General features: G+C 63.2%; 12 protein-coding genes and 1 tRNA gene. 11 read left to right on the top strand and 2 right to left on the bottom strand.

The window, feature by feature from the left end; all coding sequences use genetic code 11:
- Positions 1-118 precede the first annotated feature (118 nt).
- The 6 genes from HX881_RS22825 to HX881_RS22850 all read left to right on the top strand — a co-directional run bounded on the left by HX881_RS22825 (position 119) and on the right by HX881_RS22850 (position 3,895).
- Positions 119-194 (top strand) — tRNA-Glu (locus HX881_RS22825).
- 189 nt (positions 195-383) lie between these two features.
- Entirely contained in the window at positions 384-923 is a 540-nt protein-coding gene (locus tag HX881_RS22830) for a TetR/AcrR family transcriptional regulator (RefSeq protein ID WP_017129400.1), read from the top strand.
- 32 nt (positions 924-955) lie between these two features.
- Entirely contained in the window at positions 956-1,789 is an 834-nt protein-coding gene (locus HX881_RS22835; protein ID WP_042937080.1) for an alpha/beta fold hydrolase, read from the top strand.
- Between the two features lie 43 nt (positions 1,790-1,832).
- Positions 1,833-2,267, top strand: coding sequence for an acyl-CoA thioesterase (locus tag HX881_RS22840; protein ID WP_177086731.1), 435 nt, complete (start codon positions 1,833-1,835; stop codon positions 2,265-2,267).
- 106 nt (positions 2,268-2,373) lie between these two features.
- Positions 2,374-3,333: a tRNA dihydrouridine synthase gene (locus HX881_RS22845; RefSeq protein ID WP_177086732.1), complete on the top strand. Its 960-nt coding sequence runs from the start codon at positions 2,374-2,376 to the stop codon at positions 3,331-3,333.
- Between the two features lie 112 nt (positions 3,334-3,445).
- Positions 3,446-3,895 (top strand): Hsp20 family protein, encoded by a 450-nt coding sequence (locus tag HX881_RS22850; RefSeq protein ID WP_017129396.1) that lies wholly within the window; start codon positions 3,446-3,448, stop codon positions 3,893-3,895.
- A gap of 46 nt (positions 3,896-3,941) precedes the next feature.
- On the opposite strand, the gene HX881_RS22855 is transcribed toward HX881_RS22850, so the two are convergent.
- Positions 3,942-7,226, bottom strand: coding sequence for a PAS domain S-box protein (locus HX881_RS22855; RefSeq protein WP_177086734.1), 3,285 nt, complete (start codon positions 7,224-7,226; stop codon positions 3,942-3,944).
- A 70-nt stretch (positions 7,227-7,296) separates the two neighbouring features.
- Positions 7,297-8,187, bottom strand: coding sequence for a LysR family transcriptional regulator (locus HX881_RS22860; protein WP_103033074.1), 891 nt, complete (start codon positions 8,185-8,187; stop codon positions 7,297-7,299).
- 153 nt (positions 8,188-8,340) lie between these two features.
- On the opposite strand from HX881_RS22860, the gene leuC reads away from it, so the two are divergent.
- From leuC to asd, 5 genes are all read left to right on the top strand, one after another.
- Positions 8,341-9,759, top strand: coding sequence for a 3-isopropylmalate dehydratase large subunit (gene leuC / locus HX881_RS22865; RefSeq protein ID WP_177086736.1), 1,419 nt, complete (start codon positions 8,341-8,343; stop codon positions 9,757-9,759).
- Between the two features lie 10 nt (positions 9,760-9,769).
- Complete coding sequence (gene leuD, locus HX881_RS22870; RefSeq protein ID WP_017129393.1) at positions 9,770-10,414, top strand: 3-isopropylmalate dehydratase small subunit; 645 nt, start codon at positions 9,770-9,772, stop codon at positions 10,412-10,414.
- A 159-nt stretch (positions 10,415-10,573) separates the two neighbouring features.
- Positions 10,574-11,338, top strand: a complete 765-nt coding sequence (locus HX881_RS22875; protein WP_017129392.1) for a class I SAM-dependent methyltransferase — start codon at positions 10,574-10,576, stop codon at positions 11,336-11,338.
- A gap of 57 nt (positions 11,339-11,395) precedes the next feature.
- Positions 11,396-12,478 carry a 3-isopropylmalate dehydrogenase gene (gene leuB / locus HX881_RS22880; protein WP_017129391.1) on the top strand — a complete coding sequence of 361 codons (1,083 nt, stop codon included), beginning with the start codon at positions 11,396-11,398 and terminating at the stop codon, positions 12,476-12,478.
- Between the two features lie 68 nt (positions 12,479-12,546).
- Positions 12,547-13,659 carry an aspartate-semialdehyde dehydrogenase gene (asd, locus tag HX881_RS22885; protein WP_017129390.1) on the top strand — a complete coding sequence of 371 codons (1,113 nt, stop codon included), beginning with the start codon at positions 12,547-12,549 and terminating at the stop codon, positions 13,657-13,659.
- The last annotated feature ends 128 nt before the right edge of the window (positions 13,660-13,787 follow it).

Consider the following 13,787-nt stretch of genomic DNA (forward strand, 5'->3'; position numbering starts at 1 on the left):
CCGATCTGGAGGTTTGCAGGAGCCGGCTTGCCGGCGATGGTATCGACGCAGTGTTCTGTTGACATGCGTTGCTTGAATCGCCGGGCAGTTGATCCTGCAGTTGTATAGAAGGGTTTGTGTCCCCTTCGTCTAGTGGCCTAGGACACCGCCCTTTCACGGCGGTAACAGGGGTTCGAGTCCCCTAGGGGACGCCACGATTGCCCGCTCTGCGGGATTTTATAAGGGTCATTCAATCATTGAATGGCCCTTTTGTTTGTCTGGCGTTTGGCCTTTTCGCCCTGAATCCCGTTTTCGCAATCTTTTGTCGGACCAGCGGTCATACTTAAGCCTTGCGAAAAAATATTATGCGAATAATATTTCCATTGTAATATTTGGAGGTGGCAATGAACGACAAGAAAGCTCAGACCCGCGAGCGAATCCTGCAGGCCGCCAGCGCCGCCCTGATCCAGCGTGGCCCGGCCGAGCCGAGCGTCAGCGAAGTGATGGCCGCCGCCGGGTTGACCGTGGGTGGCTTCTACGCGCATTTCGACAGCAAGGATGCGCTGATGCTCGAGGCCTTCAAGCAACTGCTGTCGCAGCGTCGGGCGAAAATGGACGATGTCGACAGCGAGCTGGCAGGTGAAGAGCGCCGTGCCTTGTTTGCCGCCTTCTATCTGTCGCGCAAGCACCGCGATGCCGTCGATCATGCTTGCCCGATTCCCGCCGTGGTCGGCGAGATCGGCAGCCTGCCGGCATGCTTTCGCGAAGCGCTCAACGAACATGTGGAACTGATGGTCGCGCAACTCGCGTCCAGCCCCGAGGACACCGACAAGGCCCTGGCCGACATCGCCCTGATGATCGGCGGCCTGGCCGTCGCACGGGCGCTGGGGCCTGGCGAGTTGTCCGACAGATTGCTGCGCGCCGCCAAGTCGGCGGTGCTCTGACAGGTTTCATCCCTGGCCTGAGGTAACACGCGATGAGCACTTTGAGTTGGATTCGTGGCATCAATGGAACCTTGGGTCGAGTGGCACCACGGGTGGTCGCCAGCCGCATGCGCCAGATGTTCATGACCCCTCGCGCGCGTTTGCCACGGGACTGGGAGTTGCCGCTGCTGGCAACCGCGGAGCGCATCACCCTGCGCTTCGGTCTTTCCGCCCTGCGCTGGGGGAAAGGTCCGACAGTGCTACTGATGCATGGCTGGGAAGGGCGGCCGACACAGTTCGCCAACCTGATCAATGCGCTGGTAGCGGCCGGATACACCGCCGTGGCGCTCGACGGTCCGGCCCATGGCCGCTCGCCGGGACGCGAGGCGAATGTGGTGGTGTTTGCCCGGGCCCTGCTCGAAGCCGCCGCCGAACTGCCGCCGCTCAAGGCGGTGGTCGGTCACTCCATGGGCGGCGCCAGCGCGATGCTCGCCACCCAGCTCGGGCTGCGCACCGAAGCCCTGGTCAGTATCGCCGCTCCGGCCCGGGTGCTGGGGGTGCTGCGTGGCTTCGCGCGTTATGTCGGCTTGCCGCCGCGGGCGCGTTCGGCGTTTATCCGTGAAGTCGAGCGGGATGTCGGGATGCGTGCGGCGCACCTGGATATCGAGCACTACCAGATGGACATGCCGGGGTTGATCGTCCATGCCGAGGATGACCGAATGGTCCGCGTGGATGAATCACGACGTATTCACGAAGCCTGGTTCGACAGCCGCCTGCTGCGCCTGGAAAGCGGCGGCCACCTGCAGGTGCTGGCCGATCAGCGGCTGATCGACGGGGTGCTCGCACTGCTGGCGGGCCGCAGCCTCGCGCAGCGTCAATCGGCCTGATCCGTTACACTGCCCCGGTCTTTGAATTGACCGGGAGCGGTACATGAGCTGGGATCTGGCGACACCCTTCACCCTCGACCTGCAGGTGGCCGCCGAGGACATCGACGGCCTCGGGCACGCCAATAACGCGGCGTATGTCACCTGGCTGGAGCGTTGCGCCTGGCGTCATTCCCAGCGCCTGGGCCTGGATCTTGTCGAGTACCGCCGGCTGGACCGGGCGATGGCCGTGGTACGCCACGAAATCGATTACCTGGCGGCCGCCTATGAAGGCGACGAACTGCAACTGGCGACCTGGATCGTCGACTGGGACCAGCGCCTGAAGATGACCCGGCGGTTCCAGCTGGTCCGTCCCAGCGATAACCTGACGCTGCTGCGCGCGCAAACCACCTTTGTCTGCATCGAGCTGTCCAGCGGCCGGCCCAAGCGCATGCCGGCGGAGTTTCTCGACGGTTATGGCCCGGCGGTGCAGTCGGTCTGAGGAAGTACCGGTTTACGGAAGAAACCCGTAAACTGCCGCACTTTTTCGCGGGCCGCTTTTTTCCATGGCCACTTTTCGCTGACTGCTTTTTTCTATGAGAGTCCCCATGCAAATTGCCCTGGCGCCCATGGAGGGGTTGGTCGACAACATCCTGCGGGATGTCCTGACCCGTGTTGGCGGCATCGACTGGTGCGTCACCGAGTTTATCCGGATCAATGACTCGTTGTTGACGCCGGCCTACTTCTACAAGTTCGCCCCCGAACTGCTGACCGGGGCCCGCACCGCTGCCGGCGTGCCGCTGCGCGTGCAACTGCTGGGTTCTGATCCGGTGTGCCTGGCGGAAAACGCGGCACTGGCCTGTGAACTGGGTTCGCAGGTCATCGACCTGAACTTCGGTTGCCCGGCCAAGACCGTGAACAAATCCCGCGGCGGGGCGGTGCTGCTCAAGGAGCCGGAACTGCTCAACAGCATCGTCGAGCAGGTGCGCCGCGCGGTGCCGGCGCATATCCCGGTGACGGCGAAGATGCGCCTGGGCTTCGACAGCCCGGATGGCGCGCTGGTCTGCGGCACGGCCCTGGCCGAAGGCGGCGCGTCGCAGATTGTCGTGCACGCGCGGACCAAGGTCGACGGCTACAAGCCGCCGGCTCACTGGGAGTGGGTGGCGCGGGTCCAGGAAGTGGTCAAGGTGCCGGTGTTCGCCAATGGCGATATCTGGTCGGTGGAAGACTGGCGGCGTTGCCGTGAAGTCAGCGGTGCCGAGGATTTCATGCTCGGTCGCGGCCTGGTATCGCGTCCGGACCTGGCCCGACAGATCGCCGCTGCACGGGCTGGCGAAGAAGTGGTCGAGATGAGCTGGGCCGACCTGCAACCGCTGATCCGCGACTTCTGGGCGCAGGTGGTCACGCAACTGACGCCACGCCAGGCGCCGGGTCGCCTCAAGCAATGGCTGGCGATGCTGACACGTAATTATCCCGAGGCCGTCGAGCTGTTCAATACCGTGCGCCGGGAGACCGATTGCGACGCGGTCGGGCGCCTGGTGAATGCACCGCTGCCCGAGATGGCGTGAAAATTTTTCAGATGATTCTCTTGAAATGTGTTTGGGCGTTCCTATCTAAGGGGTACGCGATGCCGAATTCGGGTCGCGGATAAAACCACTCGCTGAATTTCAGGAGATTGACATGACTACTGCATTTTCCCTGGCTCCACTGTTCCGTTCTTCCGTCGGCTTCGACCGTTTCAACGACCTGTTCGAAACCGCGTTGCGCAATGAGCCCGGCAGCAGCTACCCCCCTTACAACGTCGAAAAACACGGTGAAGACCAGTACCGTATCGTCGTCGCGGCAGCCGGTTTCCAGGAAGAAGACCTGGAACTGCAAGTCGAGAAGGGCGTGCTGACCGTCAGTGGCGGCAAGCGTGAAGCCAAGGCCGAAAGCGTCAGCTACCTGCACCAGGGCATTGCCCAGCGTGCCTTCAAGTTGTCCTTCCGTCTGGCCGACCACATCGAGGTCAAGGCCGCCGGCCTGAGTAACGGCCTGCTGAACATCGACCTGCTGCGGGTCGTGCCGGAAGAGGCGAAAGCCAAGCGCATCCCGATCAACGGCGCGCAGCAACCGGCCTTGCAGCACTAAGCGCAAGCCCGCAAGACAGAACCCCGCCTCGGCGGGGTTCTTTGTTTCAGGGCAGGCCGGTCAGCAATTTCTTGAATTCCTCCATGGGCAATGGCCGGCTGTGCAGGTAGCCCTGGTACAGGTGGCAGCCCAGGCCCTCGAGGAACACCAGTTGCTCCGGCAGTTCCACACCTTCGGCGATCACCGTCAGGCCGAGGCTGCGGGCCATGGCGACAATCGCGCGGATGATCTCGGCGTCGTTGGGATCGTGGGTCGCGTCGCGGACAAACGACTGGTCGATCTTCAGCGCGTCCACCGGCAGGCGCTTGAGGTAGGTCAGCGACGAATAGCCGGTGCCGAAATCGTCCATGGCAAAACTGACGCCGAGCTTGTTCAGGCGGCGCATCTTGCTGATGGTGTCCTCCATGTTCTGGATCACGATGCCTTCGGTGATTTCCAGCTTGAGCATCGATGAAGGCACGTTGTGCTGCAGCAGCGTGCGTTCCACCCGTTCGACGAAGTCGGCCTGGCGGAACTGGCGCGGGCTGATGTTCACGCACAGGCTGAAGGAGTGCAGGATCAGCCCGTCGCGCAGCAGTATGCCGAACGCCTCGCAGGCATGATCGAGGATCCAGGTGCCCACCTCGAGGATCAACCCGCTGTCTTCCAGCACCTTGATGAATTCGGTGGGCGATTGCGCACCGAGTTCCGGGTGATGCCAGCGCACCAGCGCTTCGGCACCGACGATGCTGTTGTCGCGGGCGTCGACCTGGGGCTGGAAATGCACGCTGAACTCGCCACGGGAAAGTGCCTGGCGCAGATCGTTTTCCATGCGCAGGCGTTCGCTGGCGGCCTTCTGCATGGTGCTGTGGAACATCTGGGTGATATTGCGCCCCGAGTCCTTGGCCCGATACAACGCGATATCGGCCCGCTTGAGCAGGTCGGCGGGGGTCGAGCCGTGGTCCGGGATAAGGGCCACGCCGATGCTCGGGGTCACCTGCAGGCGCTGGCCGTCGAGGAACATCGGCTCGGCCAGCAGCTCACGGATCGTGTCGGCCAGGTCGCGGACCTTTTGCGTGACTTCGCTGCGCGAGCCGTCGAGGCCGCTGAGCAGCACCACGAACTCGTCACCGCCGAGACGCGCCACGGTGTCTTCGGTGCGCACACTGGCTTCCAGGCGCGCGGTGACCACCTTGAGCACGGTGTCGCCCACCGGGTGGCCGAGGGAGTCGTTGATGTGCTTGAAGTGGTCGAGGTCGAGGAACAGCAAGGCACCGCGCAGGTTGTGGCGCTTGAGCAGGGCGATCTGCTGGCTCAGACGGTCCATCAGCAGGGCGCGGTTGGGCAGGTTGGTCAACGGGTCGTGGTAGGCCAGGTGGCGGATCTGCGCCTGGGCATTCTTCAGCAGGCTGATGTCCCGGGCGGTCAACAGCAGGCAGGCGGTTTCGTTGAGCGTGATGGGTTCGACCGATACCTCTACCGTCAGCACGTCGCCGCGCTTGTTGCGCCCGAGCATGTCGCGATGGGGCACATGGCCCTTTTCCTTGAGCTCGTTGAGCAGGGCAGTGCGCTGCTTGTGGTCGGCCCAGATGCCCAGCTCATACACCGTGCGACCGATCACCTCGCTGCTGGTGTAGCCGGTCAGCCGGCAGAAGCCGTCATTGACCTCCAGGTAGCGCCCGCTTTCACGTTCGGTGATGGTGATGGCGTCGGGGCTGGAGTGGAACGCCTTGGCGAATTTTTCCTCGCTGGCCTTGAGCGCGGCCTCGGCCCGTTGCTGCTGGGTGATATCGCGCAGGGTGGTGACGATGCAGGGCTGTTCCTCGACCACGATCTGCCGGCTGGTGATCACGCAGGTCAGGGCCTGGCCGCTCTTGTGGTGGACGATCACCGCGACATTGTTCAGCGCCTGGTCGCGAATCACCTGCTGGATGCGTTGCAGGCGCTTGGCCGAGTCGTCCCAGAGGCCGATCTGTTCGGCGCTGCGGTGGCGGATTTCGTCGATGGTCCAGCCAAAGGTCTGGGTGAAGGCCGAGTTGATCTCGATAAACTGCCCGCTGTCCTGCAAGGTCACGCAGATCGGATCGGGGCTGGCCTGGAACAGGCTGGCGAACTTCTCTTCCGAGGCTTGCAGGCGCTGTTCGCGTTCGACCTGTTCGGTGATATCGAGCAGGGTGCCGGCCATGCGCAGGGGATTGCCCTCGCTGTCGCGGTAGAGCCGGGCGCGGCTTTCCAGGTAGCGCGAGGTGCCGTTTTCCAGCTGCACCCGATAGGTCAGCTGGTAGTTGCCCGCGGGGCCTTCGCGCAGGCTGCGATAGGCCTGGCGCATATTCTCGCGTTCCTCGGTGGGCACGCCGTCGAAGAACGCGTCGAAGGATTCATGGAACGGCTGGGGCTCCAGGCCGTGCAATTGCGCCGCCCGCGCCGAGCCGTAGAGCATGCCGCTGGGGATATGCCAGTCCCAGGTGCCCAGTTGGGCCGAATCCAGGGCCAAGTCGAGGCGTTCCTGGCTGTCCTTGAGGGCCTGCTCGGCGTTTTTCTGCTCCGTGGTGTCGAGAAAGGTGCTGAGCAGGTAGGCCTGGCCTTCCAGTTCGACCCGCTGGGCGCTGAGGATGCCATCGTGAATGCGCCCGTTGCTGCCCCGGAACTGCACTTCCTGGCTGACCGATTCGCCCTTGGCCCGCAGCGACTTGACCAGCCGCTCGCGCTCCTCGGGATGCACCCACAGGCCCAGTTCCACGGTGGTCAGGCCAATCACCTGGAGCGCCGGCCAGCCGAACAGGCTTTCGAAATACTGGTTGGCTTCGCTGATCAGGCCATCTTCCTCACGGGTCAGCAACACCATGTTCGGGGACAGGTGGAACAGCGTGGCAAAGCGCTTTTCCGAACTGCTGAGGGCATGTTCGCGCTGGCGCTGGTGAGTGATTTCGCGGATCACCCCGATCATCCGGGGCTTGCCGCTCTTGTCCGGGATCAGGCTGCCGTTGATCTCCAGCCAGTGCAGGCTGCCGTCCGGCCAGCGGATGCGGTGATGCATCGCCTGTTCCAGCGGCTCTCCGGCCAGCACGGCATGGAAGGCCCGCACCGTGCGGGCGCGGTCTTCGGCGGGCAGCAGCTCCAGGTAGTCGAGGTCCTTGGGCAGTGGCTGGTGCGGGTCGAAGCCGAACAGCGCCTGGGTGCCGCGGGACCAGCTGACCAGGCCGCTTTCGATGTCCCAATACCAGGCCCCGAGGCGCGCACCGTTGAGTGCGGCCAATAACTGCGGCGCGTTTTGCCAGCTTTTTTCCGACTCGTGAGGGTCGAGGGCATGGATGCGTGGCAACGGCGGAATACGGTTAGCATGCTTGGGCATCAACAGCAGTCCTTGGGGTGAAAGGAACGTTTTTGCTGCAAAAGACCTGATGGGTTGGGCCAGCCCCGGCTTATGCCGACAAGGCCGGCAAATCCGTCTGCCCATCCAGTAAAGCCATAAAGGCCCGCGCGGCGTTCGACAGCGTCCGTTCGGTATGCAGGATATAGCCTAGCTGGCGACTCAGTTGTATGCCCGGTAAAGGTATGCGTGCCACCTGATCGTCGAGCATGGTGCGCGGCAGCACGCTCCAGGCCAGGCCGATGGACACCATCATCTTGATGGTTTCCAGGTAGTTGGTGCTCATGGCGATGTTCGGTGTCAGGCCCTGGGCCTCGAACAGGCGCTGGACGATATGGTGGGTAAAGGTGTTGCCGCCGGGGAAAACCGCCGGACGGTGGGCGATATCGCCGAGGCTGACCGTGCCGCTGCTGGCCAGGGGATGCTCGGGGGCGACGACAAAATCCAGCGGATCGTCCCACACCGGCACGGCGCGGACCAGGTGATGCGGTTCCGGCGCCAGGGTGATGACCGCCAGCTCGGCGCGGCCGTGGAGGATTTCCTCGTAGGCGACCTCCGAATCGAGGAACTGGATATCCAGCGCCACCTGCGGATACTGCCGGGTGAAGGCCCGTAGCAGGGGCGGCAGGCGGTGCAGGCCGATATGATGGCTGGTAGCCAGGGTCAGGCGCCCGCTGACTTCGCCGGTGAGGTTGGTCAGGGCCCGGCGCGTGTCATCCAGCACATTGAGGATCTGGTAGGCCCGGGGCAGAAGGGCCCGGCCGGCCTCGGTCAGGCCGACCTCGCGCCCCAGGCGGTCGAACAGGCGCACGTTGAGTTGCTGCTCCAGCCCGGCGATCCGTTTGCTGATGGCGGGCTGGGTCAGGTGCAGGCGTTCGCCCGCGCCGGAGAAGCTGCCCGTCTCGGCAATGGCGATAAAGGCATTGAGATTGGCCAGGTCCATTATTTGTATTCCATCTGGTTATCCAAAGCATAAAAATTATGAATTTGAGTTATTCACTCTAACCCCCTAGGATCGACCTCACAAGCCAAAGGGTTATTGAGAATAGTCATCAATAAGCCGGGGCATAGAAACAAGCTGATGAGGAAACGTCTGATGGCCGGCAAAACGCTTTACGACAAGCTTTGGGATTCCCATGAAGTGAAACGGCGCGACGATGGGTCGTCGCTGATCTATATCGACCGTCACATCATCCACGAAGTGACCTCGCCGCAAGCGTTCGAAGGCCTCAAGCTGGCCGGGCGCAAGCCTTGGCGGGTCGACTCGATCATCGCCACGCCCGACCACAACGTGCCGACCACCCCGGAGCGCAAGGGCGGGATCACGGCGATTGCCGACCAGGTGTCGCGCCTGCAGGTGCAGACCCTCGACGACTACTGCGATGAATATGGCATCACCGAATTCAAGATGAATGACGTGCGTCAAGGCATCGTGCATGTGATCGGCCCGGAGCAGGGTGCGACCTTGCCGGGCATGACCGTGGTCTGCGGTGACTCCCATACCTCGACCCACGGCGCCTTCGGGGCCCTGGCCCACGGTATCGGCACGTCCGAGGTCGAGCACGTGTTCGCCACCCAGTGCCTGGTGGCGAAGAAAATGAAGAACATGCTGGTGCGCGTCGAAGGCCAGTTGCCGTTCGGCGTGACCGCCAAGGACATCGTCCTCGCCGTGATCGGCAAGATCGGTACCGCGGGCGGCAACGGCCATGCCATCGAGTTCGCCGGCAGCGCGATCCGCGACCTGTCCATCGAAGGCCGCATGACCATCTGCAACATGTCCATCGAAGCCGGTGCCCGCGTGGGCCTGGTGGCCGCCGATGAAAAGACCGTGGCCTACGTCAAGGACCGTCCGTTCGCCCCGAAAGGCGCCGAGTGGGACCTGGCTGTCGAAGCCTGGAAAGACCTGGTGTCCGACGCCGACGCGGTGTTCGACACCGTGGTCGAGCTGGACGCGACGCAGATCAAGCCGCAGGTCAGCTGGGGCACCTCGCCGGAAATGGTTCTGGCGGTTGACCAGAACGTGCCGGATCCGGCCAAGGAGACCGACCTGGTCAAGCGCGGTTCCATCGAGCGCGCGCTCAAGTACATGGGCCTGCGGGCCAACCAGGCGATCACCGATATCCAGCTCGATCGCGTGTTCATCGGCTCCTGCACCAACTCGCGGATCGAAGACCTGCGTGCGGCGGCGGTGATTGCCAAGGGTCGCAAGGTGGCTTCGACCATCAAGCAGGCCATCGTGGTGCCGGGTTCGGGCCTGGTGAAGGCCCAGGCGGAAGCGGAAGGCCTGGACAAGATTTTCCTCGAGGCCGGTTTCGAATGGCGCGAGCCGGGTTGCTCCATGTGCCTGGCGATGAACCCGGACCGCCTGGAAAGCGGCGAGCACTGCGCGTCGACGTCCAACCGCAACTTCGAAGGGCGCCAGGGCGCCGGCGGGCGTACCCACCTCGTCAGCCCGGCCATGGCCGCCGCGGCTGCCGTCAACGGTCGTTTCATCGACGTTCGCGAATTGATCTGAGGACCACTACATGAAAGCCTTTACCCAGCACACCGGTCTTGTCGCGCCGTTGGATCGTGCCAACGTCGATACCGATCAGATCATTCCCAAGCAGTTCCTCAAGTCGATCAAGCGCACCGGCTTCGGCCCGAACCTGTTCGACGAGTGGCGCTACCTGGATGTCGGCTACGCCTACCAGGACAACTCCAAGCGCCCGTTGAACAAGGATTTTGTACTCAACGCCGAGCGTTACCAGGGCGCCAGTGTCCTGTTGGCGCGGGAAAACTTCGGTTGCGGCTCCAGTCGCGAGCATGCGCCGTGGGCCCTGGACGAGTACGGTTTCCGCAGCATCATCGCGCCGAGCTACGCCGATATCTTCTTCAACAACAGCTTCAAGAACGGCCTGTTGCCGATCATTCTCGACGAGAGTGAAGTCGACGAGCTGTTCCAGCAGGTCGAGGCGACCCCTGGCTACCAGTTGACGGTCGATCTCGCGGCCCAGACCGTGACCCGTCCGGATGGCAAGGTCTACCACTTCGAAGTCGATGCGTTCCGCAAGCATTGCCTGCTCAACGGCCTGGACGATATCGGCCTGACCTTGACCGACGGTGATGCGATCGCGGCCTTTGAAGCCAGGCACCGGGCGAGCCAGCCCTGGTTGTTTCGCGACGCCTGATTCGAGGCTGACGCGTCCTGTGTAGGAGCCGGCTTGCTGGCGATGAGGCCCTTGAGCCCTGCATTGATCTCAGGGGCGCCATCGCCGGCAAGCCGGCTCCTACAGGGTTGTGGTGTTTTTGATTTTCCCGCTCCGCGTTGATATCCAGAGGATGGTTCCATGACCAGCAACGCCCATACCGCAGTGGTGCAAAAGCAATTCGGCGAACAGGCCGCCGCCTACCTGAGCAGCGCCGTGCATGCCCAGGGCAGCGAGTTCGCGCTGCTTCAGGCGGAGCTGGCCGGGCGTGCCGATGCGCGGGTCCTGGACCTGGGCTGTGGTGCCGGCCATGTGAGTTTTCATGTGGCGCCGCTGGTCGGCAAGGTGGCCGCCTACGACCTGTCGCAGCAGATGCTCGATGTGGTTGCCGCCGCCGCCGCCGAGCGCGGCCTGGGCAATATCGCCACCGTGTGTGGCGCGGCGGAGAGCCTGCCGTTCGCCGATGGCGAGTTCGATTTCGTCTTCAGCCGCTACTCGGCGCACCACTGGAGCGATCTCGGCCTGGCCCTGCGGGAAGTGCGGCGGGTGCTGAAACCGGGTGGCGTCGCGGCCTTTATCGACGTAATGTCCCCCGGCAGTCCGTTGTTCGACACCTATCTGCAGAGTGTCGAGGTACTGCGCGACACCAGTCATGTCCGCGATTACTCGGCGGGCGAGTGGTTGCGCCAGGTCAGCGAAGCCGGCCTGCACGTGCGCAGTACCAGCCGCCAGCGCCTGCGCCTGGAGTACAGCTCCTGGGTCGAACGCATGCGTACGCCGCCGGCGTTGCGCGTGGCGATTCGCGACCTGCAGCAGGCGATGGGCGCCGAAGTGCGGGAATATTTTGAGATTGAGGCCGATGGTTCGTTCAGTACAGATGTACTGGTGCTGTGGGCCGAGCGATAGACTTTTTTCCGGCTGCCCCGTGACCACGGGTGCACCGACAGATGACACGAGGAAAGCATGAGCAAGCAGATTCTGATTCTCCCAGGCGACGGTATCGGTCCGGAAATCATGGCCGAAGCGGTCAAGGTGCTGGAACTGGCCAACGAGAAGTACAGCCTGGGTTTCGAGTTGAGCCACGACGTGATCGGCGGCGCCGCCATCGACAAGCATGGCGTGCCCCTAGCCGATGAAACCCTGGACCGTGCCCGTGCCGCCGACGCGGTGCTGCTTGGCGCCGTCGGCGGTCCGAAGTGGGACAAGATCGAACGGGATATCCGTCCCGAGCGCGGCCTGCTGAAGATCCGTGCACAACTGGGCCTGTTCGGCAACCTGCGTCCGGCGATCCTCTATCCGCAACTGGCCGATGCCTCGAGCCTGAAGCCGGAAATCGTCTCGGGCCTGGATATCCTGATCGTCCGCGAACTGACCGGCGGTATCTACTTCGGTGCCCCACGCGGCACCCGCGAACTGGAAAACGGCGAACGCCAGTCCTACGACACCCTGCCGTACAGCGAGAGCGAAATCCGCCGTATCGCCCGTGTCGGTTTCGACATGGCCCGCGTGCGCGGCAAGAAACTCTGCTCGGTGGACAAGGCCAACGTCCTGGCGTCCAGCCAGCTGTGGCGTGAAGTGGTCGAGGAAGTCGCCAAGGACTATCCGGACATCGAGCTGAGCCACATGTACGTCGACAACGCCGCGATGCAACTGGTGCGCGCGCCCAAGCAGTTCGACGTGATCGTCACCGACAACATGTTCGGCGATATTCTTTCCGACGAAGCGTCGATGCTCACCGGTTCCATCGGCATGCTGCCGTCGGCGTCGCTGGATGCCAACAACAAGGGCATGTACGAGCCTTGTCACGGTTCGGCGCCGGACATCGCCGGGCAGGGCATTGCCAACCCGCTGGCGACCATCCTTTCGGTATCGATGATGCTGCGCTACAGCTTCAATCTGCACGACGCCGCGACCGCCATCGAGAAGGCCGTGAGCCTGGTGCTGGACCAGGGCCTGCGGACCGGTGACATCTGGTCGGCCGGTTGCAGCAAAGTCGGAACGCAGGAAATGGGCGACGCAGTAGTCGCCGCGCTGCGGAATCTGTAATCTCTCGGGCCCACCGTTTCTTTCATCCCTGGAAACGGTGACCCACTTTTGTAAAAGGTGTAGTTGCGATGAAACGTGTAGGTCTGATCGGTTGGCGCGGTATGGTCGGTTCCGTGCTCATGCAGCGGATGCTGGAAGAGCAGGACTTCGATCTTATTGAGCCGGTGTTTTTCACCACTTCCAATGTCGGTGGCCAAGGTCCATCCGTGGGCAAGGATATTGCCCCGCTGAAGGATGCCTACAGCATTGAAGAGCTGAAAACCCTCGACGTGATTCTGACCTGCCAGGGTGGCGACTACACCAGCGAGGTTTTCCCCAAGCTGCGCGAAGCCGGCTGGCAGGGTTACTGGATCGATGCCGCCTCCAGCCTGCGCATGCAGGATGACGCGGTGATCATCCTCGATCCGGTGAACCGCAAGGTCATCGACCAGCAGCTGGATGCCGGGACCAAGAACTACATCGGTGGCAATTGCACCGTCAGCCTGATGCTGATGGGTCTGGGCGGCCTGTTCGAGGCCGGCCTGGTGGAGTGGATGAGCGCCATGACCTATCAGGCGGCCTCCGGTGCCGGTGCGCAGAACATGCGCGAGCTGATCAAGCAGATGGGCGCGACCCATGCGGCCGTCGCCGATCAACTGGCCGACCCCGCCAGCGCGATCCTCGACATCGATCGCCGTGTCGCCGAAGCCATGCGCAGCGATGCCTACCCGACCGAAAACTTCGGCGTGCCATTGGCCGGCAGCCTGATCCCTTGGATCGACAAGGAACTGCCGAACGGCCAGAGCCGCGAAGAGTGGAAGGCCCAGGCCGAAACCAACAAGATCCTCGGTCGCTTCAAGAGCCCGATCCCTGTGGACGGTATCTGCGTGCGCATCGGTGCCATGCGTTGCCACAGCCAGGCACTGACCATCAAGCTGAACAAGGATGTGCCGATCGCCGATATCGAAGGGCTGATCAGCCAGCACAACCCCTGGGTCAAGCTGGTGCCGAACCAGCGTGAGATCAGCATGCAGGAGTTGAGTCCGACCAAGGTCACCGGCACCCTGAACATCCCGGTAGGGCGTCTGCGCAAGCTGAACATGGGCTCGCAGTTCCTCGGCGCGTTCACCGTGGGTGACCAGCTGTTGTGGGGCGCGGCCGAGCCGCTGCGGCGCATGTTGCGGATCCTGCTGGAGCGTTGATTCGCTGCCGCATCGAGCCGATGTATTGAAAAGCCCGCGTCTCGCCAGAGTCGCGGGTTTTTTATTGTCGGGCGTCAACCTGGCGGCACAAGGTGTTGATCGCTCCCACGCGCTGCGTGGGAATGCAG

The sequence above is a fragment of the Pseudomonas gingeri genome (assembly GCF_013386115.1).
Taxonomy (GTDB): domain Bacteria; phylum Pseudomonadota; class Gammaproteobacteria; order Pseudomonadales; family Pseudomonadaceae; genus Aquipseudomonas; species Aquipseudomonas gingeri.

Coding starts and splice junctions, on each gene's coding strand:
- HX881_RS22875 (WP_017129392.1), top strand. CDS start 10,574: ATGACCAGCAACGCCCATACCGCAGTGGTGCAAAAGCAATTCGGCGAA.
- leuB (WP_017129391.1), top strand. CDS start 11,396: ATGAGCAAGCAGATTCTGATTCTCCCAGGCGACGGTATCGGTCCGGAA.
- leuC (WP_177086736.1), top strand. CDS start 8,341: ATGGCCGGCAAAACGCTTTACGACAAGCTTTGGGATTCCCATGAAGTG.
- HX881_RS22840 (WP_177086731.1), top strand. CDS start 1,833: ATGAGCTGGGATCTGGCGACACCCTTCACCCTCGACCTGCAGGTGGCC.
- HX881_RS22855 (WP_177086734.1), bottom strand. CDS start 7,226: ATGCCCAAGCATGCTAACCGTATTCCGCCGTTGCCACGCATCCATGCC.
- asd (WP_017129390.1), top strand. CDS start 12,547: ATGAAACGTGTAGGTCTGATCGGTTGGCGCGGTATGGTCGGTTCCGTG.
- HX881_RS22835 (WP_042937080.1), top strand. CDS start 956: ATGAGCACTTTGAGTTGGATTCGTGGCATCAATGGAACCTTGGGTCGA.
- HX881_RS22860 (WP_103033074.1), bottom strand. CDS start 8,187: ATGGACCTGGCCAATCTCAATGCCTTTATCGCCATTGCCGAGACGGGC.
- leuD (WP_017129393.1), top strand. CDS start 9,770: ATGAAAGCCTTTACCCAGCACACCGGTCTTGTCGCGCCGTTGGATCGT.
- HX881_RS22850 (WP_017129396.1), top strand. CDS start 3,446: ATGACTACTGCATTTTCCCTGGCTCCACTGTTCCGTTCTTCCGTCGGC.
- HX881_RS22845 (WP_177086732.1), top strand. CDS start 2,374: ATGCAAATTGCCCTGGCGCCCATGGAGGGGTTGGTCGACAACATCCTG.
- HX881_RS22830 (WP_017129400.1), top strand. CDS start 384: ATGAACGACAAGAAAGCTCAGACCCGCGAGCGAATCCTGCAGGCCGCC.